Raw genomic sequence first — 26,547 nt, 5'->3', positions numbered from 1 at the left:
ACCCAAGGTCGCCCCTCCCAGCACTCCCCTACCATGATCCAGGGTTGAAGCTGGGCGCTACAGGGCCACGGCCAGCGCCTCCTCCGCATCGATTCCAGAGCACGTCAAGCCGCGCCAGGAAAGCTTGCCCGAGCGATAGCGCCTACGTCAGTTCAACTGCCTTTACCCAACACCGCAGACTGACGCGAACCGACCCTCAAGTTTCCATTCGCTGCCATATTCCGGTCACACGCTTTCTGCATCCTCAGATTGCACCCGGAGCTTTTTACGATTTCAACGGTCATAGGACCGTTACCTATTTGGAAAGACAAGACAATGAAAACCTCCCCGCATATCCAGGAGGCGATTCGCACCCTTTCGGTAGCCTTCGCTCCTCTGAACTGCGTCATTCAGGCCAAGCGCAAGCACGGCTTCAGCTTCACGCTGGTGAACGAGCATGGCATCGCCAAGCACACCGAGCGCCTGTACCCCCAGCAGTATCAGGCAGAAGCGCCACTGCAAGCGGTCATCGAGCGCGTGCAAGCCACCCTCGCCGCCTGAGCCTGAAAATGAAAAGCCCCGCCAAAGCGGGGCTTTTTGCTTTCTGCCACCCATATAAAGGCAGCAACCTGCATGAACGTCAGCGCAGACTGATCCCCGCCTTGACCGATTCGATTTCCCCCGCCAGCGCCGCATAGCGCTCCGCCTGCGCCGCGTAGGTCAGCGAGTAGGCAGCACCATCACCCAGAGCCACTTGCAGGGTCTGCTTCAGCACTTCAGTGCCGTTCCGACTGATGCCGCAACGCACCTCCAACCCCTCCAGACCACCCAGCCTCACCGCCCGAGGCTTGCTACAGGCAGCCTGGAAGCCCTGGCGGAGAAAGTCCTTCTGCAGCGCCTTGCGCATCTCGAGGATGACGTTCTCCACATTAATGGAGGCATCGGCACCCAAACGACTGCGCGTCACCTCCATGATCAATTCCTGGGAACCATCCTCGGCCAGGCGCACACCACGCTGACGAATCAGTGGCGCATCGGCCACCGCCTCGTCCGGCGAGCGCGAGACGCTCCAGCCCTCCGGCCAGACCACCTGCATATCCGCCAACGCCGGCACTGGCGTCAGCAGCATGCCGAGCACCAACCAGGATCGTAGACCGCTCATTACCACCTCCGACCACACCCCAGAAGACACCATAACAGGCGTACCGACTTTTCTGCGGACAAACAAAAAGGGCGACCCTTTCGGATCGCCCTCTTTGAAACCGCCGGAGCGGCTATGTTTGGTAGGCACAATTGGACTCGAACCAACGACCCCCACCATGTCAAGGTGGTGCTCTAACCAACTGAGCTATGTGCCTGTCGTGTGGGGCGCATTCTACGCGATGGTTTTGGAGCGTCAAGCACTTTTTTCGCTAACTCACTGAAAAAGTGAATTTTTTTATGTTCGACCGTCCGTAAATTATTTTGCACGGGCACTAGCCGGCCAGATTCGACTCAGGTAGCATCCACCCATCTCGTAAAAAATAACAAACACAGGTGCATTATGCCGCACACTCCCTACCCCTCTTCCTATTACGCAGCCTCGGCCAACCCGGTTCCGGCCCGCCCTGAACTGCAGGGCGAGGTGGAAACCGACGTCTGCGTGATCGGTGCAGGCTATACCGGCCTGTCCACCGCGCTGTTCCTGCTGGAAAACGGCTTCAAGGTCACCGTACTGGAAGCCGCCAAGGTCGGTTTCGGCGCGTCGGGCCGTAACGGCGGCCAGATCGTCAACAGCTATAGCCGCGACATCGACGTCATCGAACGCACCGTTGGTGCCAAGCAGGCTCAACTGCTGGGCCAGATGGCATTCGAAGGCGGCCGCATCATTCGCGAGCGCATCGCCAAGTACAACATCCAGTGCGACCTGAAGGACGGCGGCGTGTTCGCAGCCCTCAGCGCCAAGCAGATGGGCCACCTGGAATCCCAGAAGAAGCTGTGGGAGCGCTTCGGCCACACCCAGCTGGAGCTGATGGACGCCAAGCGCATCCGTGAAGTCGTGGCGACCGACAGCTACGTCGGCGGCATGCTCGACATGAGCGGCGGACACATCCACCCGCTGAACCTCGCCCTGGGCGAAGCCGCGGCCGTGGAATCCCTGGGCGGCGTGATTCACGAGCAGTCCCCTGCAGTGAAGATCGACCGTGGCGCCAACCCGGTCGTGCACACCCCGAAAGGCCGCGTGAAGGCCAAGTTCATCGTGGTTGCCGGTAACGCCTACCTGGGCGGCCTGGTGCCGGAACTGGCGTCCAAGTCGATGCCGTGCGGCACCCAGGTGATCACCACCGAGCCGCTGAGCGCCGAGATGGCCAAGACCCTGCTGCCGCAGGACTACTGCGTCGAGGACTGCAACTACCTGCTCGACTACTACCGCCTGACCAGCGACAACCGCCTGATCTTCGGTGGCGGCGTGGTCTACGGTGCGCGCGATCCGTCGAACATCGAAGCGATCATCCGTCCGAAGATGCTGAAGGTGTTCCCGCAGCTGAAGAACGTGAAGATCGACTTCGCCTGGACCGGCAACTTCCTGCTGACCCTGTCGCGTCTGCCGCAGGTTGGCCGTATCGGCGACAACATCTACTACTCGCAGGGTTGCTCCGGCCACGGCGTGACCTACACCCACCTCGCCGGCAAGGTGCTGGCCGAGGCGCTGCGTGGTCAGGCCGAGCGTTTCGACGCCTTCGCCGACCTGCCGCACTACCCGTTCCCGGGCGGTCGCATGTTCCAGGTTCCGTTCTCCGCGATCGGCGCCTGGTACTACAACCTGCGCGACAAGCTGGGCGTCTGACGCTCCGCTCCGCACGAAGAAAAACGGCGCCGTGAGGCGCCGTTTTCTTTTCCGGGATAGCCAGTCAACTCCCCGGGCAAGCCGGCAGAGCTTCACAGCGCGCCGCGGGATTCGCAGCGCCCGCGGGCACCACCGAGAAGCGCGAGTCCGCCGGCGCCAGCCGGGCCGCACAGCTCCCCGCCTCACGCGCCTGTTGCGGGCAGCCGCGCTCACCCAGCACAGTGCCCAGGTTGAACCAGCCCGCGGCAAAATCGGGGCGTGCGCCCACGCTGCGCCGCAAGGCCGACTCCGCCTCGAGCAGATGACCACCCGCGTACTGCGCATTGGCCAGGGCAAACCAGCCCAGCGCATCCTGCGGCCAGACCTGCGTCGCCTTGAGATACGCCTGCTGCCCCAGGGCCGGCTGGCCGGTTTCCTCCAGATCATGTGCAGCGCGCAGCCAGGCCGTGGGTTCCGCCGTGGCCGGCAGGCGATCCGCCGGCACCGTCACGACCGCCCAGCGCTTGCTGCGAGCCCAGGTGACATCGAAGGCGGTGAAGTCGATCACCAGCCGCTCGGTGATCCCCGAACGCAGGATCAGCTCGTGGCGTTGCCGATCGAAGCCCACCACCACCGCGAAATGCCACATCGGCAGCCAGTCCAATCCCTGGTTCTGCAGGATCAGCACCGGGTTGCCCGCCGCCACCTCGCTCAACACATCTTCCAGACGCGGCTTGAGCGGATAGACCAGCATGCCCTTCTCCCGCGCCGCCGCCACCAGCTCCACCTGCAAGCTGCCCTGGCGCTGCGGAAGGAACACACGATCCTTCAGTTGCCGCGGAGTGACCCGCACGCCGCGCTGGTTGAGCATGGTTGCCAGGGCGGCAGGGCCGCACTGGAACTCCTGTTGCGGGAAAAACTGCACATCGCTCAACTCCACCCGCTCGGGCAGCGCCTCGACAGTGGACGGCAACTTCGGCGCCTGAGCACAGCCGCCGAGCGCCAACGCCATGGCCACCGCCAATGCGGCGGCCATGGCCCGGCGACTCAACGCTGGCACCTGACGAAGGTGAAGATGTGGGTGATGCAGAGCATGTCAGTGATGACGAAGATCAGCAGGAACAGCAGGATGATGCCGATGATGCCACCGGCGGGAGCCTGGTCCAGCTGCTGGTTGAACTGCGCCAACTCCTCATTGGAGAGGCTCTTGATGCGTTGCTCGACCTTGCTGCGCTCGACGCCCATGGACTGCAGCTTTTTCTGCACACCCTGGTCATCGAGCATCTTCAGCAATTGCTCACGGTCGACCTGTTGTTGCTGCGCCTGCAGCACCTCACCGGTGGCAACCATGCTCGCCTGCGCGAGCGGCACCTCCGCCACCACGCCCAACTGCGCCAGCACCAGCATGGCTGCCAGGCTCTTCACCCGCTTTGTTATGGTCATTCTGGGTTTCCTCATCTCTGACTACTTGCACGAAGGCACGACGTGCTGCCGCCCGGCGCAAAAGCCGGCAAGCCGCAACGTTCCCGCCATGTCGGCGCCAACCGCTGGGCCGCTAACTATTAAGATGCTAGGTCAGGAAAAGAGTTCGAAGCGTAATGTGCGCCAGTCGACGTTTAGATGCCCCAGATAGACGCAAGCGTGGCCACCGGGAAAGAGAATGTGCTCCGGCCCGAAGCCGCCACCTTCCACCCGCAGCAGCCGCCCCCAGGGGTGATGACTGATGCGCCCGCGCACATCGGCGACCACACCGCCGCGCCACCAGTGGATCGCACCCTCGGCATCGTCGACACCCCCGGGTTGCTCGATGCGCACCGGCTCGTCGCGCCAGTTGATCACCCGCAGCGGATCGAAGCCGGCCTGCCGCTTCAGTGACAGGGGCGTGACCCACCAGGCGCCGTCGCGCTCCTCCAGCTCGACTGCCAGATCGCACCACTGTGGCTGTTCCAGCGCCCAGAGCAGGTCGCCGTCGATGGCCAACGAAGGTTCGGGCTGTGCCTGAATGCGAAAGCCCGGACAGACCAGCACGCCCTCGCGCAGCGGAATGCGGATCTCGCTCATGCCTCCTCCCGCTGCAGGAAGGGACCGATCCTGTGTCGAGGCAGGCACACCCCCTCTCGTCCATTGGCAAAGGCGGTTTCAGCGGTGGGACTGCGCAAGCGGTTGCGACTGCAGATGAACAAAGCGCGGCGCACTTCATCCTCCCTACGGCTGGCGCGCGAACGGCAGCGGCGATTCTAGGGAAGAACGGCGCTCAGGGCGAGGCCGCCGCTTTCTGCTTGGCCTTTTGCCGTTCGAGGAAGTCCACCTTCCACTGCTCGACGCCCAGGTGCTCGGAGTCCAGGCTCGCCTCGACCCCGTACTTCGCCTTGAGCGCGGCGACCTCCTTGGCATGGTCAACAAGGAAGCGGTCGAAGCGGTCGATCAGATCACCGTGCTTCACCGTGGAGAGATGGAAGGTGCTGCGCGTGTGCGGCAGCGAGGGATCGAACACCAGGGCGCCGGGGCGGGCGCGGATATTGTCCAGGTAGTAGGTGGCGACCACCACGTTGAAGTAGGCGCCGTCGGCCTGCTTCTTCAGCGCGGTATGGATCATCTGGCGCAGATCGGCACTGGGCGTGATGCTGACCTGCCCGGACTGCACCTGTTGCTCGTAACCGCGCGGGGTCCAGCCCTCCACCAGCGCCAGGCGCTTCAACGCGCCCACGCCCTGCCCGAGGCGATCCGGCGCCACCAGCACACCGTCGACGTACTGGGTCACCGGCTGGCTGTAGCGCAGAGACTTGGCGGCCTTCTGTTCCGGCGCCCAATTGGAATTGTCCGGGTACTTGAGATCGACCTCGCCGTTGAGCAGCGCCGGCAGCAGCGCATCCACCGGCAGCGGTCGGTATTCCAGGGTGATGCCACTGGAGGTGGCGAAGAGGTCGAGCAGGTCGCGGGCGAACCCCTGGTAGCGCCCCTGCGCGTCGGTAACGTAGTGCGGTGCGAACGGCAGGTTCTCGACGCCGACCACATAGGTCTGCGCCATGGCCCCGGTGGAAACGATGCTGGCGAGCGCCCAGCAGAAAGCCTTGAGCTTCAAAGTACCCTCCTGGTGACATTGTTGTTCTGTCGGGCGAGCCGGGCAGCCCGCCGTGGCGGACTCAGCCGCCGGTCATGCTCATGAAGCGCAGCACCTGCACCTGCTGATCGGCTTCGAAGTGGTGACGCTCGGGCTTCAGGCGCAGTGCTTCCATCAGCGCGGCGCGCAGGCGCGCGACGTCGCCGGGGTGTTCGCGCAGCAAGCGGCGCAGGTCCAGGGCGCCTTCATGCCCCAGGCACAGCACCAGCTTGCCTTCGGCGGTCACCCGCACGCGATTGCAGTCGCCGCAGAAATTGTTGCTGTGCGGGGAGATGAAGCCGATGCGGCTGTCGTAGCCATCGATGCGGTAATAGCGCGACGGTCCGCCGCTGCGCTCGGGCGTCGGCAACAGCTGCCAGCGTTCGGCCAGGAGCGCGCGCACCTCGTCGCTGCTGCACAGCGTGAGTTTGCGTTCGTGGCTGCTGACGGTGCCCAGCGGCATCTCTTCGATGAAGCTGATGTCGATGCCCTTGCCCAGGGCGAAGGCCACCAGGTCGCAGACTTCATCGTCGTTGCGCCCCTTCTGCACCACGGTGTTCAGCTTGATCCGCTCGAAGCCGGCCTCGCGGGCGGCCTCGATGCCGTCGAGCACCTGCTCCAGCTTGTCGGCGCGGGTGAAGGCGGCGAAGCGCTCGCGGCGCAGGGAGTCGAGGCTGATGTTCAGGCGGCGTACGCCCGCGGCGCGCAACTCGGCAGCGCGCTCGCGCAGTTGGGAACCATTGGTGGTAATCGCCAGGTCGTCCAGTTCCTGACGCGCGCCCAACCTGGCCAACAGGCCGGTCAGCCCCTTGCGCACCAGCGGCTCGCCGCCGGTGATGCGGATACGGCGCACGCCCAAACTGATGAAGGCATCCGCCACCGCTTCCAGCTCTTCCAGGCTCAGCACCTGATCGCGCGGCAGGAACTGCATGTCTTCACTCATGCAGTAGGTGCAGCGGAAGTCGCAGCGATCAGTGACCGACAGGCGCAGGTAGGTGATGCGTCGGCCGAAGGGGTCGACCAGTTGGGAGTCAGGCATGGGCAGTCAGGTTTCCGGTTGGCAAGTTGGCCAGACGAAAGTGCGCTAGGAATACAGTAGTTGTGAGCCGATGTATACATGAATTCGACCCACAAGTCAGGAAATCGCCTCAAACCCTCGCCTTGAGAGGGTTGCAAGGCCGGTGCTACCATGCCCGGCTAAGTTGGGCAACAACAGCAGCACAAGAAGACCAGCATCCATGACCAGCATTCGCGAGCGTAACCGGCGCCTCATCCTGCGCGCAGCCAGTGAGGAATTTGCCGAAAAGGGATTCGCGGCGACCAAGACCAGCGACATCGCCGCTCGCGCCGGCCTGCCAAAGCCTAACGTCTACTACTACTTCCAGACCAAGGAAAACCTCTACCGCTGCGTTCTGGAAAGCATCGTCGAGCCCCTCCTCCAGGCCTCCGCGCCATTCCGCGAGGACGACGAGCCGGGCGAGGCGCTCAAGGCCTACATCCGCTCCAAGGTCAGGATTTCCCAGGAGCTGCCCCATGCCTCCAAGGTGTTCGCCAGCGAACTGATGCACGGCGCACCGCACCTGCCCAGGGAATACCTGGACGAGCTGAACGCCCAGGCCCAGCGCAACATCGCCTGCCTGCAGAGCTGGATCGACCGCGGCCTGCTCGCCCCGGTGGACCCGCATCATCTGCTGTTCAGCATCTGGGCGGCGACCCAGACCTACGCCGATTTCGACTGGCAGATCTCCATGGTCACCGGCAAGACCAGCCTCAGCGATGCCGACTTCGAGGCCGCCACCGAGACCATCACCCGCCTGGTGCTGCGCGGCACCGCACCGGACAACGAGAACGAGCACAAGCCCCAGGGGCGCTTGCGGCCGTTGTCGATCTGAGCGTACCGCTTCGTACGAACGCCATAACGTCCAGGTAAAGCATCCGGCGTGCGGAGTGCCGCGCCCTTGCGCCTGTCACAACGCTTCGTCCGCGCCGTCCTGCGAGAACGCATACCTCACAAACGCGTAGGAGCGAGCTTGCTCGCGAACCCGCTTCACGCCTGACACTTCCGGCGTAATCGAAGGATCGCGAGCAAGCTCGCTCCTACAGGTAAAACGTCTGGCGCGCGACGAGCGCGCGCCCTTCCCGTCGATCAGCCCGCGTCGGCGACCAGGCCCAGTGCCTGCACGCCACGGATCGCGCACTGCTCGTCGATGTCCGAGGCGTCGCCGCTGATGCCGATGGCGCCGATCACTTCATTGGCCGAGTTGCGGATCAGCACGCCGCCCGGCGCGGGCACCACATTGCCTTGCGCCAGGGTGTTCACCGCCGCGATGAAGGACGGGCGCTGCTGCGCGTCCGCCGCCAGCACGCGTGACGACTTGCCCAGCGCCACGGCGCCCCAGGCCTTGCCGATGGCGATCTGTGGGCGAAGCATGCTCGCGCCGTCTTCGCGCTGCAGGGTCACCAGGTGTCCGCCGGCATCCAGTACGGCAATGGTCAGCGGCGCGGTGGACAGCTCGCGGCTGGCGACCAGGGCCTGGCGGGTGATGTCCAGCGCGGTTTCCAGACTGATGGTGCTCATGAGGTTTTCCTCTTCAAGGTTGACAAGTCAGCGGGCACGGACGGCATTGGCAATTCGCCTGCACACATCCGCATCAGAAATCTGTACGCAATCTAGTAGCCGAACGCCCCGATCAAAGCAACACAAAAGGACAATGAGCACCTATTTTTGTATACATTTTTTCAAACGATAGTTTGACCTGCTGATCAGCTTTTAATGCAAATACATGATTTACATGTATTTTTATAAAAAATGACCCGCCAGTCCGACGTATACAACCCGTCTTGACCTTCTCACCAGAGCCTGCATAGAATCGCCTCAACTTTTGTACACAATCAGTATAAGAACCGAGGAACAAATTATGGCCAGAATGAGAGCAATCGAGGCTGCCGTACTGGTAATGCGTCGCGAAGGCGTCGATACCGCCTTCGGCGTGCCGGGCGCCGCCATCAACCCCATGTATGCGGCCATGAAGAAACTCGGCGGCATCGATCACGTCCTGGCTCGCCACGTCGAAGGCGCGTCGCACATGGCCGAGGGTTACACCCGCACCACCGCCGGCAACATCGGCGTGTGTATCGGCACCTCCGGCCCTGCCGGCACCGACATGGTCACCGGCCTGTACTCGGCCTCCGCCGACTCCATCCCGATTCTCTGCATCACCGGCCAGGCGCCTCGTGCTCGCATGCACAAGGAAGACTTCCAGGCCGTGGACATCACCAGCATCGTCAAGCCGGTCACCAAGTGGGCCACCACCGTTCTGGAGCCGGGCCAGGTGCCCTACGCCTTCCAGAAGGCCTTCTATGAAATGCGCAGCGGCCGTCCGGGCCCCGTGCTGATCGACCTGCCGTTCGACGTGCAGATGGCCGAAATCGAATTCGACATCGACGCCTACGAGCCGCTGCCGGTACAGAAGCCGAAAGCCACCCGCGCCCAGGCCGAAAAAGCCCTGGCCCTGCTCAACGACGCCGAGCGTCCGCTGATCTGCGCCGGCGGCGGCATCATCAACGCCGATGCCTCCGACAAGCTGGTCGAGTTCGCCGAGCTGACCGGCGTACCGGTAGTCCCGACCCTGATGGGCTGGGGCACCATCCCGGACGATCACCCGCTGATGGCCGGCATGTGCGGTCTGCAGACCTCGCACCGCTACGGCAACGCCACCGTGCTGGAATCGGACATGGTGTTCGGCATCGGCAACCGCTGGGCCAACCGCCACACCGGTTCGGTCGACGTCTACACCGCGGGCCGCAAGTTCGTCCACGTGGACATCGAACCGACCCAGATCGGCCGCGTCTTCACCCCGGACCTGGGCATCGTTTCCGACGCCGGCTCCGCGCTGGAAGTCTTCCTGGAAGTCGCCCGCGAGTGGAAAGCCGCCGGCAAGCTGAAGGACCGCAGCGCCTGGGTGGAATCCTGCCGCGAGCGCAAGCGCACCATGCAGCGCAAGACCCACTTCGACAACGTGCCGGTCAAGCCGCAGCGCGTCTACGAAGAGATGAACGAGTTCTTCGGCAAGGAAACCTGCTACGTCAGCACCATCGGTCTGTCGCAGATCGCCGGCGCCCAGTTCCTGCACGTGTACAAGCCGCGTCACTGGATCAACTGCGGCCAGGCCGGCCCGCTGGGCTGGACCATTCCGGCTGCCCTGGGTGTGGTCAAGGCAGACCCGAGCCGTCAGGTCGTCGCACTGTCGGGCGACTATGACTTCCAGTTCATGATCGAAGAACTGGCGGCCGGTGCGCAGTTCAACCTGCCGTACATCCACGTGCTGGTGAACAACTCCTACCTGGGTCTGATCCGTCAGGCGCAGCGCGGCTTCGAGATCGACTACTGCGTGCAGCTGGCGTTCGACAACGTCAACGCACCGGAACTCAACGGCTACGGCGTGGATCACGTTGCGGTGGTTGAAGGCCTGGGCTGTAAAGCCATCCGCGTCTTCGACCCGGAGCAGATCGGCGCTGCCTTCGCCCAGGCCCGCGAGCTGATGCAGAAGCACCGTGTACCGGTTGTCGTGGAAGTCATCCTGGAGCGCGTCACCAACATCTCCATGGGTACCGAGATCAACGCGGTGAACGAGTTCGAGGAACTGGCGCTCAAGGGTGCCGACGCCCCGACCGCCATCTCGCTGCTGGATTGATCCCCCTGTGGGAGAGGCGCCGCAAGGCCCTCTCCCCTGACCCTCTCCTTGCCGAGAGGGGGCTGTTCGAGCAACACGCCATCAAGGAGTCACACAATGCCCCGTTTCTGCGCCAACCTGTCCATGCTGTTCACCGAGGTGGACTTCCTCGACCGCTTCGACGCCGCCGCCAAGGCCGGCTTTACCGGTGTCGAGTACCTCTTCCCCTATGACGTCGAGGCCGAGGTGATCAAGGCCCGCCTGGACGCCAACAAGCTGGAACAAGTGCTGTTCAACCTGCCCGCCGGCGACTGGGCCAAGGGCGAGCGCGGCATCGCCTGCCATCCGGATCGCGTCGAGGAATTCCGCGCCGGTGTGGACAAGGCCATCGCCTACGCCAAGGTGCTGGGCAACAAGCAGGTCAACTGCCTGGCCGGCATCCGCCCGCAGGGCTATGACTGCGCCACCATCGAGAACACCTTCCTGAACAACCTGGAGTACGCGGCGGACAAGCTCGAAGCCGCGGGCATCAAGCTGGTCATGGAAATGATCAACACGATCGACATTCCCGGCTTCTACCTGAAGAACACCCAGCAGGCCCTGGAGCTTCGCGAGAAGGTCGGCAGCGCCAACCTGTTCCTGCAGTACGACATCTACCACATGCAGATCATGGAAGGTGACCTGGCCCGCACCATGGAGAAGAACCTCCCGGCCATCAACCACATCCAGCTGGCCGACAACCCCGGCCGCAACGAACCGGGCACCGGCGAGATCAACTACCGCTTCCTGTTCGAGCACCTGGACCGCATCGGCTACCGCGGCTGGATCGGTTGCGAATACAAGCCCAGGACCACCACCGAAGCCGGCCTGGGCTGGCTGAAGAGCCACAACGTCATCTGATGTTTTTTGCCGGGTTCCCGCCTTGGCGGGAATGACGGGGAACCCCGTCACCCTCGCCAGCGCGGGGGCCCGATAACCCAACAAGAGAAACCAGGAGAACACCTCATGGCCAAAATCGGATTCATCGGCACCGGCATCATGGGCCTGCCCATGGCTCAGAACCTGCAGAAAGCCGGTCACCAGATCTTCGTTTCCACCCATCACGATGCAGCCCCGGCCTCCCTGGTAGAAGCCGGCGCCGTCGCCCTGGCCACCCCCAAGGAAGTCGCCCAGGAAGCCGAATTCATCATCGTGATGGTTCCGGACACCCCGCAGGTCGACGACGTTCTGTTCCGCAAGGATGGTATCGCCGAAGGCGTGGGCCCGAACAAGGTGGTGATCGACATGAGCTCGATTTCCCCCACCGCCACCAAGACCTTCGCCGAGAAGATCAAGGCCACCGGCGCCCAGTACCTGGACGCCCCGGTATCCGGCGGTGAAGTCGGCGCCAAGGCTGCCACCCTGAGCATCATGGTCGGCGGCTGCCCGAACACCTTCGAACGCGCCCTGCCGCTGTTCCAGGCCATGGGCAAGAACATCACCCGCGTCGGCGGCAACGGTGACGGCCAGACCGCCAAGGTCGCCAACCAGATCATCGTCGCCCTGAACATCCAGGCCGTCGCCGAAGCCCTGCTGTTCGCCGCCAAGAACGGCGCTGACCCGGCCAAGGTACGTGAAGCGCTGATGGGCGGCTTCGCCTCCTCGCGCATCCTCGAAGTGCACGGTGAGCGCATGGTCAAGGGCACCTTCGATCCGGGCTTCCGCATCAGCCTGCACCAGAAGGACCTCAACCTGGCCCTGGCCGGCGCTCGCGAACTGGGCCTGAACCTGCCCAACACCGCCAACGCCCAGCAGGTGTTCAGCACCTGCGCAGCCATCGGCGGCAGCAACTGGGACCACTCCGGCCTGATCAAGGGTCTGGAGCACATGGCCAACTTCTCGATCCGCAAGGACTGAGAAGTGCGTTCGTAGGTTGGCGTGGAGCGAAGCGATACCCATCCTACGAAAAGCAAGGCGTAGGGCGCATAACGCCAACGGCGTTATCCGCCAGCAAGAGCAAGGTGCCGGGCGAGGTTATGGGAGTGACGTCGCCCGTCACGCTGCAGAGCGATTCGAACACCCGGCCGTAGGGAATCACGGCCTCGCCGGCCGGGGCGTTCGATTCCATCGCTGAGTCTTCTGCAAGCAGAAGCCTGAGCCATGGAACACCACAACAAGAATCACGGGAGCCTGTCATGAGCCTGGACCCACGCGCCTTCCTGCGCGAGCTGTTCGACACCGCCATCGCCGCCGCGCATCCGGCCCAGGTACTGGCGCAGCACCTGCCCACCGACAAGGGCGGCCGCACCATCGTCATCGGCGCCGGCAAAGCCGCCGGAGCCATGGCAGAAGTCGCCGAGAAACACTGGAACGGCCAGGTCCAGGGCCTGGTCGTGGCGCCCTACGGCTACGGCGCCGAGTGCCGCAGCATCGAAGTGGTGGAAGCCTCGCATCCGGTGCCGGACGACGCCGGTGAGCGCGTTGCGCGTCGCGTGCTGGAACTGATCAGCGGGCTGACCGAGAACGACCGGGTGATCTTCCTGCTCTCCGGCGGCGGCTCCGCCCTGCTCGCCCTGCCGGCCGAGGGCATCAGCCTCGACGACAAGCGCAGCGTGAACAAGGCGCTGCTGAAATCGGGCGCAGCGATCAGCGAAATGAACTGCGTGCGCAAGCACCTCTCCGCGATCAAGGGCGGCCGTCTGGCCCGCGCCTGCTGGCCGGCCAGCGTGTACACCTACGCAATCTCCGACGTGCCCGGCGACGAGGCCACGGTGATCGCCTCCGGCCCCACCGTGGGCGACCCGACCACCTCCGCCGACGCCCTGGCCATCCTCAAGCGCTATGGCATCGAAGTCCCAGCCAATGTGCGGGCCTGGCTGGAAGACCCGCGCTCGGAAACCGTCAAACCCGGTGACGAGTGCCTGTCGCGCAGCCACTTCAAGCTGATCGCCACGCCCCAGCACGCCCTCGATGCGGTGGCCGCCAAAGCCGAAGCCGCCGGCATCCCGACCTTGATCCTGGGCGACCTGGAAGGCGAGTCCCGCGAGGTGGCCAAGGTCCACGCCGGCATTGCCCGGCAGATTCGCAAGCATGGCCAGCCCATGAAGGCGCCGTGCCTGATCCTCTCCGGTGGCGAGACCACCGTGACCGTACGCGGCAGCGGCCGTGGCGGACGCAACGCAGAGTTTCTCCTCAGCCTCACCGCCGACCTCAAGGGTGAACCGAACATCTGGGCCCTGGCGGGGGACACCGACGGCATCGACGGCATGGAAAGCAACGCCGGTGCCCTGATGACTCCGTGCAGCTACAAGCGCGCCGCCAAGGCCGGCCTCAACCCGCTGCACGAGCTCGACGACAACAACGGCTACGGCTTCTTCGCCGAACTGGGCGACCTGGTGATCACCAAGCCGACCCGTACCAACGTCAACGACTTCCGCGCCATCCTGGTCCTCGAGAACGACAAATGACTCCAGACAAGAAAGTAAAGATCCTCGCGACCCTGGGCCCGGCGATCAAAAGCCGCGACGACATCCGCGCCCTGGTGGAAGCCGGCGCCAACCTGTTCCGCCTGAACTTCAGCCACGGCGAGTACAGCGACCACGCCCAGCGTTTCGCCTGGGTCCGCGAAGTGGAAGCCGAGCTGGACTACCCCATCGGCATCCTCATGGACCTGCAGGGCCCGAAACTGCGCGTCGGCCGCTTCGCCAACGGCACGGTGCAGCTGGAAAAGGGCCAGAGCTTCACCCTGGACCTCAGCGACGTGCCGGGCGACGAGAAGCGCGTCAACCTGCCCCACCCGGAGATCATCCAGGCGCTGGAGCCGGGCATGAGCCTGCTGCTGGACGACGGCAAGATTCGTCTGCAGGTGGTCAACGCCCACTCTGACGCCATCGAGACCCGGGTGATGAACAGCGGCGAGCTGTCCGACCGCAAGGGCGTCAACGTGCCCGAAGCCGTGCTCAAGCTCAGCCCGCTGACCGCCAAGGACCGCCGTGACCTGGACTTCGGTCTGGAGCTGGGCGTGGACTGGGTCGCGCTGTCCTTCGTGCAGCGTCCCGAAGACATCGAGGAAGCCCGTTCGCTGATCGGCGACAAGGCCTTCCTCATGGCCAAGATCGAGAAGCCTTCGGCGGTGCAGTCCATCGAAGCCATCGCCCGCCTGTCCGACGCGATCATGGTCGCCCGTGGCGACCTGGGCGTGGAGATGCCGGCGGAAAGCGTGCCGGGCATCCAGAAGCGCATCATCCAGGTCTGCCGCCAGCTCGGCCGGCCGGTGGTGGTGGCGACCCAGATGCTGGAGTCCATGCGCTTCTCCCCGGCGCCGACCCGCGCCGAGGTGACCGACGTGGCCAACGCCGTGAGCGAAGGCGCGGACTGCGTGATGCTCAGCGCCGAGAGCGCCTCGGGCCAGTACCCGCGTGAATCGGTGGAAATGATGGCGAAGATCATCCGCCAGGTGGAAGCCGAGCCGGACTACCAGGCCCAGCTCGAACTCAACCGCCCGGAACCGGACGCCACCGTCTCCGACGCCATCAGCTGCGCCATCCGCCGGATCAGCCGCATCCTGCCGGTAGCGGTGCTGGTGAACTACACCGAATCCGGCGCCTCGACCCTGCGCGCCTCCCGCGAGCGTCCCAAGGCACCGATCCTGAGCCTGACGCCGCAGCTGAAGTCCGCCCGCCGCCTGACCGTGGCCTGGGGCGTGCACTCGGTGGTCAACGCGCAGCTCGCCCATGTCGACGAGATCTGCTCCACCGCCCTGGACATCGCCCTGGCCCAGCGCATGGCGCGCCGTGGCGACACCGTGGTGGTCACCGCCGGCGTGCCCTTCGGCCAGCCGGGCAGCACCAACATGCTGCGCATCGAGACGATCGCGCCGGCACTGGAAGGTTAAGCGTCAGAAGAGCGCCCTCCCCCCAGCCCTCTCCCTCCGGGAGACGGCTTGGGTGAAGGATACGAAGAGTCACAGGAAACACCGAGTTCAGGAGCCACGCCCCATGGCGTGCCTCCGCACCGAGTCACTCCCGGACGGACGGGGCCGGGAATACGGGGCCGCGTCCCCGTCCGTCCGGGTTTGACCTTGACCGAATGCTTGTCGGTCCATGGCCCCCCACGAGCAACTCCCATGCTGGCCATGGAATTTCGAGGTTGTTGGCGGTGATCCCGCCGACAGCCTCTTTTCTTTTTCCAACCCCGTGGCGCGGCTCCGTATGGCGGCGTCACACAATGCTCACGCAGCGCCCGCCGATGGAGCCTTGAAGCTCTACACCCCACGAGGCGCTGCGGAATCACTTTCCACTGCCCAGAGCCCCAATGCCCCTCAATCAGTTGCTCCGCACCCGCCTGGTCGGCTTCGGCCAGATCTACCTGCAGGCCGACGCCCGCTTCGGCCTGATCCTGCTGCTGACCATCGCCTGGTCCGCGCCGCAGCTGCTGCCCGGCGCGTTGCTGGGCGCCCTGCTCGGCCCGCTCACCGCGCGCTTCGTCCGCGAGCCGCAGGCGGATATCGACGCCGGCCTGCACGACTACAACCCGATCCTCATCGGCCTGCTGCTGCCCTTCCAGTTCCAGTGGTCGCTGGGCCTGGTGATGCTGACCGTCGCCGCCATCCTCACCAGCGTCGCGGTACAGGCCGTACTGCTGCGCCAGTCGCGCCGGCGCCTGGGCCTGCCGGCCTACACCTCGGCCTTCGTGCTGCTGGGCTGGATCTCGGTGGCGCTGGGCAAGGCGCTCGGCTTGGCCCCGGCGGGCGCTCTCGCCTGCCTGTCCTGCGGCACGCTGAACCCGCTGCTGGACTCGACGGCGCTGGGCTTTGGCGAAGTGATATTCCTCGGCGAGCCGCTGGCCGGCCTGACCATCGCCCTCGGCCTGTTGCTGGCCGACCGCCGCGCCGCCTTCTGGGCCCTGGCCGGCGCCGCCGGCGCGCTGGTCATCGCGCCGCTGTTCGGCCTGCCGGCCTCCTCGGCACAAGCCGGCCTGCTCGGGCTGAACGGCGCCCTGGCCGGCATTGCCCTGTCGCTGCGCTACCGCAGCGCGCTGGCGCCGCTGTGCGGCATCCTGCTCGCCGTCCTGCTGCAGCCGCGCTTTGCGCTGATCGGCCTGCCGGCATTCACGGCGCCGTTCATCTTCGCCTGCTGGCTGGTGATCCTGGGTCAGCGCCTGCTGTCGACGCTGCTGCGCAACCTGCATTCGGAAAGCGCCGGTCCCCGTGTATAGTCGAGGACTTCGTTCAGCGACGGATCGCGGCCATGCACTTCGTGAAATACCAGGCTCTGGGCAACGACTACCTGGTCCATGCGGGCGACGCGCCGTTCGCCCTGACGGCGGCGCAGATCGGCCGCGTCTGTGACCGCCACTTCGGCATAGGCTCCGACGGCATCCTGCTGGCGCAGCACACCGACAGCGCCTTCGGCCTGCGCATTCTCAACCCGGACGGCTCCGAGGCGGAGAAGAGCGGCAACGGTCTGCGCATCTTCTCCCGCTACCTGTGGGACTGCGGGTTGGTCGCCGACCAGCCGTTCGACATCGTCACCGCCGGCGGCACCGTCACCAGCCAGGTGTTCGACGAAGGGCGCACCGTAGAGGTTTCCATGGGCCGCGCCGAGTTCGCCAGCGCGGCCATACCGGTGCTGATCGATGCGCCGGAGGCCCTGGGCTACCCGCTGGAAATCGATGGCGAAGCGCTGAAGATCAATGCGGTGTCCATGGGCAACCCGCATTGCGTGGTGTTCGTCGAGCGGACCAGCCGCGAACTGGCCTGCCGCCTCGGCCCGCTGCTGGAACGTCATCCGCTGTTCCCGCGACGCACCAACGTGCAGTTCGTCGAGTGGCTGGGCTGCAACGCCCTGCGCGTGGAAATCTGGGAGCGCGGCGCCGGCTACACCCTGTCCTCCGGCACCAGCAGCTGCGCGGCCGCCGCCGTGGCACGGCGCCTGGGCCTGTGCGAGGAGCACATCGACCTGCACCTGGCCGGCGGACTGCTGAATATCCGTGTCGCGGACGACTTCCGGGTGACCATGCGTGGCGCGGTGCAACGGGTCGCAAGTATCGACCTCGACCCGGAATCGTTCAGCGACCTCAGCTGACCACTGCCGCTAATCCCGTTGTAACCGTCGTGGATCAATGCCGGTCAGCGCCCCCTCATTCAGACTGCCATCCGGCATGTAGCAGAGCGGAACCTGGCGCTCAATCGACGGGTAACCGCGCAATTCCCCGACGCAGACGGCATAATCCGCCCCCTTCCGCGCCCGGCACCGGGTGCGTTCCCATTCCAACGCAGCGAAAGATGTCATGACTCTTCCAGCCCCCACCTTCCTGCAGCGACTCAAGCGCACCAGCCTGGTCATGCGGATTTTCATCGGCATGCTCCTGGGCATCGCCCTGGCCCTGGTCTGGCCCGATGCGGCACGCGCGGTCAGCCTGCTCGGCAACCTGTTCATTTCCGCCCTGAAGGCCGTCGCGCCGGTACTCGTCCTGGTATTGGTGATGTCCTCCATCGCCAACCACAAGCAGGGCCAGCGCACCCATATCCGGCCGATCCTGCTGCTGTACCTCCTGGGGACCTTCGCCGCCGCCCTGGTGGCGGTGGCCGCCAGCTTCGCCTTCCCCTCCACCCTGGTTCTCAAGGCTGCGGCAGCAGCGGACTCCACACCGCCCGGCGGCATTGGCGAGGTGCTCAACACCCTGCTGTTCAGCATCGCCACCAACCCGGTGAAAGCCCTGCTGGAAGCCAACTTCATCGGCATCCTCGGCTGGGCAGTCGGCCTGGGCATCGCCCTGCGCTATGCGCGCCAGACCACCCGCGACCTGGTGGATGACCTGGCCAACGGCGTAACGCTGATCGTGCGCGTCGTCATCGCCTTCGCCCCGCTGGGCATCTTCGGCCTGGTCGCCAGTACCCTCGCCGAATCCGGCTTCGACGCGCTGCTGGGCTACCTGCGCCTGCTGACGGTGCTGCTGGGTTGCATGCTGTTCGTCGCGCTGGTGGTCAACCCACTGATCGTCTTCCTCAAGTTGCGCCGCAATCCTTACCCCCTGGTATTCACCTGCCTGCGCGAAAGCGGCGTTACCGCTTTCTTTACCCGCAGCTCGGCGGCCAACATCCCGGTCAATCTGCAGCTCTGCGAGCGCCTGGGCCTGCATGAGGACACCTACTCGGTCTCCATTCCGCTGGGCGCCACCATCAACATGGCCGGTGCCGCCATTACCATCAGCGTGCTCAGCCTGGCGGCGGCCAATACCCTGGGCATCGTCGTCGACCTGCCCAGCGCCCTGCTGCTCTGCGTGGTGGCCTCGCTCTGCGCCTGTGGCGCTTCCGGCGTGGCCGGCGGCTCGCTGCTGCTGATCCCGCTGGCCTGCGGCCTGTTCGGCATCTCCAGCGAAGTCGCCATGCAAGTGGTGGCCGTCGGCTTCGTCATCAGCATCCTCCAGGATTCGGCGGAAACCGCGCTGAACTCCTCCACCGACGTGCTGTTCACCGCCGCGGCCTGCCTGGCCGAGGGCGATGTCGACAGCGCCGAGGCCGGCGAACGCGCCTGACCCCGGCCGGGACGGCGCTCCCCGCCGTCCCGCGACCTCTTCCCGCCCCGTCTTTCTTCATACCCCCTCAGCGGCTGGTCACGCTGCGCTTTCCGGCTGCCCGCGGGCACGCGGTGAATAAGCAAATAGCCTTTAAGTATTTAAAGGGCATATAACCCGACGGCATAATCCCCCCAACAACACTGCCAAAAGGATCGGATCGTGAAACGACTGTTCAGCGCCTCGCTGCTGGCCGCGGGCCTCGCCCTGGCCACCGCCGCCCAGGCTGCCCAGCCCCTGCTCAACGTCTCGTACGACGTGATGCGCGACTTCTACAAGGACTACAACGCCGCCTTCCAGAAGCACTGGCAGGCCGAGAAAGGCCAGAACATCGTCATCCAGATGTCCCACGGCGGCTCCAGCAAGCAGGCCCGCGCCGTGATCGACGGCCTGCCGGCCGACGTCATCACCATGAACCAGGCCACCGACATCGACGCCCTGGCCGACAACGGCGGCCTGGTGCCCAGGGACTGGGCCGCGCGCCTGCCCAACAACAGCGCGCCCTTCACCTCCGCCACCGTGTTCATCGTGCGCAAGGGCAACCCGAAGGGCCTGAAGGACTGGCCGGATCTGCTCAAGGATGGCGTGCAGGTTGTGGTGCCGAACCCCAAGACCTCGGGCAACGGCCGCTACACCTATCTCTCCGCCTGGGGCTACACCCTGAAGAACGGTGGCGATGAAGCCAAGGCCAAGGAATTCGTCGGCCAGCTGTTCAAGCACGTGCCGGTGCTGGATACCGGCGGCCGCGCGGCGACCACCACCTTCATGCAGAACCAGATCGGCGACGTACTGGTGACCTTCGAGAACGAAGCCGAGATGATTGCCCGCGAGTTCGGCCGTGGCGGCTTCGAAGTGGTCTACCCGAGCGTCTCCGCCGAAGCCGAGCCGCCGGTGGCCGTGGTCGACAAGGTGGTCGACAAGAAAGGTACCCGCGCCGAGGCCGAGGCCTACCTGAAGTACCTGTGGTCCGACGAAGGCCAGACCATCGCCGCGAACAACTACCTGCGCCCGCGCAACCCGGAAATCCTCGCCAAGTTCTCCGACCGCTTCCCGAAAGTGGACTTCTTCTCCGTGGAGAAGACCTTCGGCGACTGGCGCACCGTGCAGAAGACCCACTTCGTCGACGGTGGCGTGTTCGACCAGATCTACACCCCGAACTGATTGGGGATATCTGCTGCCAACAACGAAGCCGGAGCTGCCCAGCAGCTCCGGCTTTTTTTCATGGCACGAAAGTGCTTTTCGTAGGAGCGAGCTTGCTCGCGAACCCACCCAACTCCGCTGCCACCGGGAAATTCGTTCGCGAGCAAGCTCGCTCCTACAGGTTTTGTCAGCCCACCGAGCGCTCGACAGGGCCTCAGCCGCGCCAGCCGGCTTCGCGCAAGGCCGCCAGCAACCGCTCGCCGCTCAACCCCGGCACCAGCACCCCGTCGTCGGTACGCATGTCGCACCCGGCCAGCAGCGCATTGACGATGGCCTCCTCCACCGCTTCGGCGGCGGCGGCGAACAACGGCGAGATATGGTCGTTGTTGACCATCTCCAGCGCCGTAGCGAAGGGCAGCTCCTTGCGCCCGTAATCCGCCGGCGGCAGGTCGCGGTTGCCGGTGGCGAAGGCGAGGAAGATATCGCCACTGGAATCATCCGTACCGCCACCCGTGCGGGCGATGCCCAGCGAGGCGCGCTGGGCCAGGCGCTGGCACTGGTGCGGCAGCAGCGGCGCATCGGTGGCAAGGATCACCACGATGGAGCCCATCCCCGGCGTGCCCTGTTCGGCGAAGGGCGAAGGCAGGTCAGCCAAGTGGCGGCCGACCGGGTAGCCATCCACCCGCAGCTCGCGACGCTGGCCGTGGTTGGCCTGCACCAGCGCGCCGACGGTCCAGCCGCCCTGCTCCGCCGGCAGCCGACGCGAGGCCGTGCCGATGCCGCCCTTGAACTCATGGCAGATCATCCCCGTACCACCGCCCACCGGGCCTTCCCGTACCGGGCCGGACTCGGCGGCGGCCAGGGCCTCACGCACCTGGTCCGGACCGACATGCTGCCCCCAGATGTCGTTCAGCAGGCCGTCGAAGGTCTCCATCACCACCGGCATGCACCAGTAGATGGACGGGTCCGCCAGTTCGGCATGCTCGGCGGCGATCAGCGCGTCGCGCACCGCGCCCACGCTGTGGGTGTTGGTGATGGCGATCGGCGTAGTCAGCAGCCCCGCCTCGCGAATCCATTCCAGGCCGGTGGCGTCGCCGTTGCCGTTGAGCACATGGCAGCCGGCGAAGCAGGGTTGCCGCCGTGCCGCGCCGTCGCGCGGCTGGACCACCGTGACCCCGGTGCGCACGGCGCGGCCGTCACGCTCGCCGATCAGGGTGCTGTGGCCGACCCGGATGCCGGGGACGTCGGTGATGGCATTGAACGGGCCGGGGGTGCCCAGGCCCAGGGTGATGCCGAGTTGACGAGCGCGCATGCTGTCTCCTTCGATTCAGAGCTTCTGGAAGGCCGGGCTGAGCTTGCCGTAGGTGCCGTAGAGAATCACCGACACGGCCAGTATCCCGACAATGATCATGACGTCCCGCGAGGAAGCGTCCAGTAGCAGGTTGAGCAACAGGTAGCCGGAGCCGATCACCGCCAGCATCGCCGGCAGCGGCCACAGCGGCATGCGGTAGGGGTGCTCGCGGTCGCGGCGCAGCACGCGGCTGAACAGCGCGCAGAGCGCCACCACCAGGTAGACCATGACCAGCAGCAGCACGGTGAAGGAGGTCAGCTCCTCCAGGTTCGAACTGAAGCTCAGGGCCGCCGACGGGATGCCGAGGAACAGCGTGGCCAGCCAGGGCGATTCCCAGCGTGGATGGATGCGGGTGAAGGCGCGGTTCATCAGCGGCGTCCACAGCTCGTCGCGACCGCTGCTGAAGATCACCCGGCCGACCTGGATCACGATGGCGACGATGGCGTTGAATACCGAGAGGAAGATGCCGGCGCTGACCAGCCGCGACAGCGTTTCGTTGCCGTGGGCGGTGAGCAGGTAACCGACCGGGTCGGGGCTGGCGATCATCTCCTGCAGCGAAGGTGCGCCCAGCAGCAGGGCGATCAGCGGCACGATCTCGATGCCCACCACCAGCGCCAGCGACCAGATCACCGCGCGGTGCACGTTGCGCCCGCCGCACTTCATGTCCTCGGCCAGCAGCACCGCGCCGCCAAAGCCGTTGTAGGAGAACAGCGCGGTACCCACGGCGCCGATCACCAGCGCCCAGGGCGCGGCGGCCAGTATCCCGCCGTCGATGTGCTGCGGCTGCAGCAGCACGCTGACCGGCTGGCTGACGTGGCCGAAGCCGAGCACCACGATCACCAGCAACGCAGCCACTTCGCAGAGCAGGAAGACACCGGTGATCCAGGCGTTGACACGGATATTGAGGATGCCCAGCACATAGCTGGCGGCGACTATCGCCAGGGCGACGGTCTGGGTGTCGAAGTTCGTGCCCAGCGCGCTGTTGAGGTAGGTCGCGGCGCCGGTGGCCAGCACCGGCGGAATGAACAGCAGCGAGACCAGCACGGTGAGGAAGGTGGCGTAGCCGGCAAGGCCGCCGAACACGCGCTTGGCGTAGACGTACTCGCCGCCGGCGGAACTGTGGGCGCGGCCCAGTTCGGCATAGCACCAGGCGAACATCAGGGCCAGGAATCCGGCGATGACGAAGGCCAGGAAGGCACCGCTGCCGGCCTGCTGGATGGCGAAGGGCGCGATGACGAACACGGAGCTGGCGGGGGTGACCGCCGAGACGGTGATGGCGACTACATCGAGCACGCCCAGGCTGGGCTTGAGCGCGCTCTGTGGCGCAGGGGAAGCGCTCATATCGTTGTTTCCTCGTGTTGTTATTGGTGGTTGAGGCAGGAACGAAGACCTTGTCGCGCCCTCTCTCCGGGGCGCTGCGTGGGGTGCAGTCTGGGCACGGCGGCAGTGGCGGCCAATCACCATTTGGGGTTACGCCCCCTTGACGGCGGGCAGGTAAAAGGAGGAAACCGTGGGCCGAATCCACGGGGAGCCAACGCATGCACAGCCTGTTCCGCGAGGTCGGCATGCACGCCAACCTCGGCCGCACCGTCGAGCAGATCGGCCAGCCGCGCTTCTGGAAGCAACTGGTCCTGCTGCTGCACCAATGGCTGCCGTTCGATAACGCCCTGGCGATGTTCTACCCCGTCAACGGCACGCCGGTGGCGCTGGAGGAGTACGACGCCGAGCCCACGGCCGGGCCCGCGGCGATGGCCATCTACCTCGACGGCCTGTACCAGCTCGACCCCTTCTATCAGGCCTGCCGCGAGGGCGTACCCAGCGGGCTTTATCGACTGGAGGAAATCTCCCCGGACCAGTTCCGTCAGAGCGAATACTTCCTCAGCTACTTCCACGACAACGTGCTGGAGGATGAGGTGCAGTTCATCCTGCAACTGCCCGGCCAGGGCGCGCTGTCGCTGTCACTGGGCATGCGCCGGCTGTACGACGCCGAACAGACCGGCCTGCTGGCGATGCTCTGCCCCTGGGTACTGGCGCTGATGCAGCAGCACTGGCAACAGCGCAGCCAGCGCCTGCTGCCGGCGACCAGCGACGGCGTGGCGACCCAGGTGCGCGACGCGCTGAGCCACTTCGGCGCCGGCGTGCTCTCCGAACGCGAGCTGGAGATCGCCCGGCTGATCCTGCGGGGTTACTCCTCCAAGGCGATGGCCGAGCGCCTGGCGATCTCCCCGGAGACCGTCAAGGTTCACCGCCGCCACCTGTACAACAAGCTCGACATCTCCTCCCAGCCGGAGCTGTTCTCGCTGTTCCTGCAGTCGCTGGGGCATGACCCGGAGAATCCCTGAGGCTCCATCGGCGCGGCTGATGCCGCGCCATTCGCGCCCGGCGGGACACCACGCTGGCGCTGCACGGACACTACCGCCAACGTCTTGCGCTTCTAGACTGGAGCCGTCCCCCTCCAACAATCACAAGAGCACAGCCCGATGAACGCACGCGCCCGCTTCACCCACATGGAAGACGGCAGCGCCGAGGACTGGGCGATCATCGCCAAGGACTTCGCCCAGTACGCCGCCCTGCTGCCCGACCGCATCCTCACCCACCTGCGCCTGCTCGACGGCGACTTCGGAGGCTTCCCGGTGGACCGCCTGACCCACTCGCTGCAGACCGCCACCCTGGCCCACCGCGACGGCCGCGACGAGGAGTACGTGGTCTGCGCCCTGCTTCACGACATCGGCGACACCCTGGGCTCGTTCAACCACGCCGACATCGCCGCGGCCATCCTCAAGCCCTTCGTCAGCGAGGAGAACCTGTGGATGATCGAGAAGCACGCGATCTTCCAAGGCTACTACTTCTTCCATCACCTGGGCCTGGACCGGCACCTGCGCGAGCAGTTCAAGGACCACCCGCAGTACGCCCGGACCATCGAGTTCTGCGCCCGCTACGACGCCGCCGCCTTCGATCCGGATGGCGAAGTGCTGCCGCTGGAGTTCTTCGAACCCATGCTGCGCCGGGTTTTCGCCCAGCCACGCCGCTCGATCTACCAGAAACCCGACGGCAGCATGGTCTGATACGGCAGCGGCGCGCGACGAGCCGTCGCGTGCCGCCGCTGGCCCAGCGGGCTGCGCATGGAATAAGATTCCTACACCCGCAATCGCGCGGGAGGCGCCAATGTGGATTGCGCCGACACTAACCAGGGACTTTTCCTGCGCATGAAGCCTATCGTCACCGAGCGCCCTGCCGGTCCGCTCTCCTCCGCCCCCCTGCGCGAATACCACTCCCGCGTGCTGGCCTATGTCGCGACGGCGGCGACCATCACCGCCGGCACCTTCAGCCAGTACTTCGGCTACGACATCCTCTGGATGGTCCCCTACGCCCTGCTCTACCCGCATCTCGCCCAGCAGCTGAGCCGGCGCTTCAAGCACGACCACCCGCAGCGCACGCGCCTGGTGCTGATGTTCGTCGACGCCCTACACGCCGGCGCCGCCACGGCGCTGATGGGCTTCTCGGAAGTGCCGAGCCTGATGCTGGTGCTGGTGCTGGCCTTCTCCTCGCTGATCATCGGCGGCCTGCGCTCCCTGGGCCTCGGCCTGCTGGTCATGCTCAGCGCCTCGGTCTTCACCGCGGCGCTGCTCACTCCGGCCTACAAGGGCGCCACCCCGACCCTCGTGGCACTGGTCAGCGTGCTGTTCTCCACGCTGTACATCTGCATCACCGCCTTCTTCGTTCACCAGCAGGGCCTGCGCCTGGCCGTGGCCCGCGCGGAAATCACCCGGGAACAGGAGAAAGCCGCGCGGCTGGCCAGCAACCTGGCCAAGTACCTGTCGCCACAGGTGTGGGAATCGATCTTCAGCGGCAAGAAGAGCGTGCGCCTGGAAACCCAGCGCAAGAAGCTCACCGTGTTCTTCTCCGACATCAAGGGCTTCACCGAGCTGTCCGAGGAGCTGGAAGCCGAAGCCCTCACCGACATGCTCAACAACTACCTCAACGAAATGTCGAAGATCGCCCTCAAGTACGGCGGCACCATCGACAAGTTCGTCGGCGACTGCGTGATGGTGTTCTTCGGCGACCCGTCCACCCAGGGCGCGCGCAAGGACGCCGCGGCAGCGGTGTCCATGGCGGTCGCCATGCGCAAGCACATGAAGGTCATGCGCCAGCAGTGGCGCGCCCAGGGCATCACCAAGCCGCTGGAAGTGCGCATGGGCCTGAATACCGGCTACTGCACCGTGGGCAACTTCGGTGCCGATACGCGCATGGACTACACCATCATCGGCCGCGAAGTGAACCTCGCCAGCCGCCTGGAAAACGCCGCCGAAGCGGGCGAAATCCTCATCAGCCACGAGACCTACTCGCTGGTGAAGGACATCCTGATGTGCCGCGACAAGGGCCAGATCACGGTGAAGGGTTTCAGCAAGCCGGTGCAGATCTACCAGGTGGTCGACTTCCGCCGCGACCTGGGCTCCAACCCCAGCTTCATCGAGCACGAAGTGCCGGGCTTCTCCATGTATCTGGACACCAATAATGTGCAGAACTACGACAAGGAGCGGGTCATCGAAGCGCTGCAGCAGGCCGCCGAGAAGCTCAAGGACAAGATCATTCTTTGATCCATAGGCCCGCGCCCGTAGGAGCGGACTCCGTCCGCGATGCTCTTTCTTTTCGTAGGGCGCATAACGCCTAAGGCGTTATCCGCCGTTTCTAGGTTTAGGTGTTTCTGCGCCGCTTCGGTTTGTGCTGGGACTTTTTGTTTCGCCCTCCCGGGCGAGTCACTTTGCCAAACGACGCAAAGTAACCAAAGGTCTTGCCCCTGCATCCGGCCCCGGCTTCGCCGGGGTTCCCTCCCTGCATCATTGCTCCAGGGGCCCGCCGCGAAGGGCCATCCCTGGCCCATCGCGGCTCTCGCGACATCCATGTCGCTCAACCCCTTCCACAACGATTCCGCTCGGCCTCC

The 26,547-nt window shown here is 65.4% G+C and carries 24 protein-coding genes and 1 tRNA gene; 15 read left to right on the top strand and 10 right to left on the bottom strand.

All coding sequences use genetic code 11. From position 1 onward, the window contains the following. The first annotated feature begins 315 nt into the window (after window positions 1-315). Window positions 316-540, top strand: a complete 225-nt coding sequence (locus ACAW63_RS14575) for a hypothetical protein (protein WP_275607839.1) — start codon at window positions 316-318, stop codon at window positions 538-540. 79 nt (window positions 541-619) lie between these two features. Here the strand turns inward: ACAW63_RS14575 and ACAW63_RS14570 are convergent, their stop codons facing one another. Both ACAW63_RS14570 and ACAW63_RS14565 read right to left on the bottom strand, forming a co-directional pair. Beyond that, complete coding sequence (locus ACAW63_RS14570; RefSeq protein ID WP_371226280.1) at window positions 620-1,141, bottom strand: DUF4946 domain-containing protein; 522 nt, start codon at window positions 1,139-1,141, stop codon at window positions 620-622. Between the two features lie 119 nt (window positions 1,142-1,260). Beyond that, a tRNA-Val gene (locus tag ACAW63_RS14565) sits at window positions 1,261-1,337 on the bottom strand. A 185-nt stretch (window positions 1,338-1,522) separates the two neighbouring features. Between ACAW63_RS14565 and ACAW63_RS14560 the strand changes: the two genes are divergently transcribed. Then, window positions 1,523-2,806, top strand: a complete 1,284-nt coding sequence (locus tag ACAW63_RS14560; protein ID WP_275607841.1) for an FAD-binding oxidoreductase — start codon at window positions 1,523-1,525, stop codon at window positions 2,804-2,806. Between the two features lie 64 nt (window positions 2,807-2,870). Here the strand turns inward: ACAW63_RS14560 and ACAW63_RS14555 are convergent, their stop codons facing one another. From ACAW63_RS14555 to moaA, 5 genes are all read right to left on the bottom strand, one after another. Then, entirely contained in the window at window positions 2,871-3,821 is a 951-nt protein-coding gene (locus ACAW63_RS14555; RefSeq protein ID WP_371226278.1) for a PA2778 family cysteine peptidase, read from the bottom strand. Between the two features lie 11 nt (window positions 3,822-3,832). Continuing rightward, complete coding sequence (locus ACAW63_RS14550; protein WP_370601658.1) at window positions 3,833-4,192, bottom strand: PA2779 family protein; 360 nt, start codon at window positions 4,190-4,192, stop codon at window positions 3,833-3,835. Between the two features lie 168 nt (window positions 4,193-4,360). Beyond that, window positions 4,361-4,846: a hypothetical protein gene (locus tag ACAW63_RS14545; protein ID WP_371226276.1), complete on the bottom strand. Its 486-nt coding sequence runs from the start codon at window positions 4,844-4,846 to the stop codon at window positions 4,361-4,363. A gap of 193 nt (window positions 4,847-5,039) precedes the next feature. Continuing rightward, complete coding sequence (locus tag ACAW63_RS14540; RefSeq protein ID WP_371226274.1) at window positions 5,040-5,867, bottom strand: substrate-binding periplasmic protein; 828 nt, start codon at window positions 5,865-5,867, stop codon at window positions 5,040-5,042. A gap of 61 nt (window positions 5,868-5,928) precedes the next feature. After that, complete coding sequence (gene moaA, locus ACAW63_RS14535) at window positions 5,929-6,924, bottom strand: GTP 3',8-cyclase MoaA (protein WP_371226272.1); 996 nt, start codon at window positions 6,922-6,924, stop codon at window positions 5,929-5,931. Window positions 6,925-7,123: 199 nt separating this feature from the next. On the opposite strand from moaA, the gene ACAW63_RS14530 reads away from it, so the two are divergent. Beyond that, window positions 7,124-7,777, top strand: a complete 654-nt coding sequence (locus ACAW63_RS14530) for a TetR/AcrR family transcriptional regulator (RefSeq protein WP_371226270.1) — start codon at window positions 7,124-7,126, stop codon at window positions 7,775-7,777. Window positions 7,778-8,031: 254 nt separating this feature from the next. Here the strand turns inward: ACAW63_RS14530 and ACAW63_RS14525 are convergent, their stop codons facing one another. After that, on the bottom strand, window positions 8,032-8,463 hold the full coding sequence (locus ACAW63_RS14525) for a heme-binding protein (RefSeq protein WP_275607847.1): 432 nt from the start codon (window positions 8,461-8,463) through the stop codon (window positions 8,032-8,034). A 340-nt stretch (window positions 8,464-8,803) separates the two neighbouring features. On the opposite strand from ACAW63_RS14525, the gene gcl reads away from it, so the two are divergent. From gcl to ACAW63_RS14480, 9 genes are all read left to right on the top strand, one after another. Further along, entirely contained in the window at window positions 8,804-10,579 is a 1,776-nt protein-coding gene (gene gcl, locus ACAW63_RS14520) for a glyoxylate carboligase (protein ID WP_275607848.1), read from the top strand. Window positions 10,580-10,675: 96 nt separating this feature from the next. Next, window positions 10,676-11,458: a hydroxypyruvate isomerase gene (gene hyi / locus ACAW63_RS14515; protein WP_371226267.1), complete on the top strand. Its 783-nt coding sequence runs from the start codon at window positions 10,676-10,678 to the stop codon at window positions 11,456-11,458. 105 nt (window positions 11,459-11,563) lie between these two features. Further along, complete coding sequence (locus ACAW63_RS14510; RefSeq protein WP_275607850.1) at window positions 11,564-12,454, top strand: 2-hydroxy-3-oxopropionate reductase; 891 nt, start codon at window positions 11,564-11,566, stop codon at window positions 12,452-12,454. A gap of 278 nt (window positions 12,455-12,732) precedes the next feature. Next, entirely contained in the window at window positions 12,733-14,004 is a 1,272-nt protein-coding gene (locus tag ACAW63_RS14505; protein ID WP_371226265.1) for a glycerate kinase, read from the top strand. Beyond that, entirely contained in the window at window positions 14,001-15,431 is a 1,431-nt protein-coding gene (gene pyk, locus ACAW63_RS14500; RefSeq protein WP_371226263.1) for a pyruvate kinase, read from the top strand. The genes ACAW63_RS14505 and pyk overlap by 4 nt, the downstream gene beginning before the upstream one ends. A gap of 419 nt (window positions 15,432-15,850) precedes the next feature. Next, window positions 15,851-16,753 (top strand): urea transporter, encoded by a 903-nt coding sequence (locus ACAW63_RS14495; protein WP_371226261.1) that lies wholly within the window; start codon window positions 15,851-15,853, stop codon window positions 16,751-16,753. A gap of 32 nt (window positions 16,754-16,785) precedes the next feature. Next, entirely contained in the window at window positions 16,786-17,622 is an 837-nt protein-coding gene (gene dapF / locus ACAW63_RS14490; protein WP_343577881.1) for a diaminopimelate epimerase, read from the top strand. Window positions 17,623-17,827: 205 nt separating this feature from the next. Then, complete coding sequence (gene sstT, locus ACAW63_RS14485) at window positions 17,828-19,075, top strand: serine/threonine transporter SstT (protein WP_371226259.1); 1,248 nt, start codon at window positions 17,828-17,830, stop codon at window positions 19,073-19,075. Between the two features lie 201 nt (window positions 19,076-19,276). Beyond that, window positions 19,277-20,275 carry a sulfate ABC transporter substrate-binding protein gene (locus tag ACAW63_RS14480; RefSeq protein ID WP_371226257.1) on the top strand — a complete coding sequence of 333 codons (999 nt, stop codon included), beginning with the start codon at window positions 19,277-19,279 and terminating at the stop codon, window positions 20,273-20,275. Window positions 20,276-20,468: 193 nt separating this feature from the next. Here the strand turns inward: ACAW63_RS14480 and ACAW63_RS14475 are convergent, their stop codons facing one another. Together ACAW63_RS14475 and ACAW63_RS14470 are read right to left on the bottom strand one after the other, a co-directional pair. Then, window positions 20,469-21,566 (bottom strand): P1 family peptidase, encoded by a 1,098-nt coding sequence (locus ACAW63_RS14475; protein WP_371226255.1) that lies wholly within the window; start codon window positions 21,564-21,566, stop codon window positions 20,469-20,471. Window positions 21,567-21,581: 15 nt separating this feature from the next. Next, on the bottom strand, window positions 21,582-22,946 hold the full coding sequence (locus tag ACAW63_RS14470) for an APC family permease (protein WP_371226253.1): 1,365 nt from the start codon (window positions 22,944-22,946) through the stop codon (window positions 21,582-21,584). 197 nt (window positions 22,947-23,143) lie between these two features. Between ACAW63_RS14470 and ACAW63_RS14465 the strand changes: the two genes are divergently transcribed. From ACAW63_RS14465 to ACAW63_RS14455, 3 genes are all read left to right on the top strand, one after another. Continuing rightward, window positions 23,144-23,947, top strand: a complete 804-nt coding sequence (locus ACAW63_RS14465; protein ID WP_371226251.1) for a LuxR C-terminal-related transcriptional regulator — start codon at window positions 23,144-23,146, stop codon at window positions 23,945-23,947. A gap of 138 nt (window positions 23,948-24,085) precedes the next feature. Next, entirely contained in the window at window positions 24,086-24,670 is a 585-nt protein-coding gene (locus ACAW63_RS14460) for an HD domain-containing protein (RefSeq protein ID WP_371226249.1), read from the top strand. A gap of 141 nt (window positions 24,671-24,811) precedes the next feature. Then, entirely contained in the window at window positions 24,812-26,203 is a 1,392-nt protein-coding gene (locus tag ACAW63_RS14455; protein WP_371226247.1) for an adenylate/guanylate cyclase domain-containing protein, read from the top strand. Window positions 26,204-26,547: the final 344 nt, after the last annotated feature.

Source organism: Pseudomonas sp. QE6 (genome assembly GCF_041379005.1).
GTDB lineage: Bacteria > Pseudomonadota > Gammaproteobacteria > Pseudomonadales > Pseudomonadaceae > Pseudomonas.
Note: the sequence above shows the minus strand (reverse complement) of the source record. Positions and strands in the feature narration are given on the sequence as shown.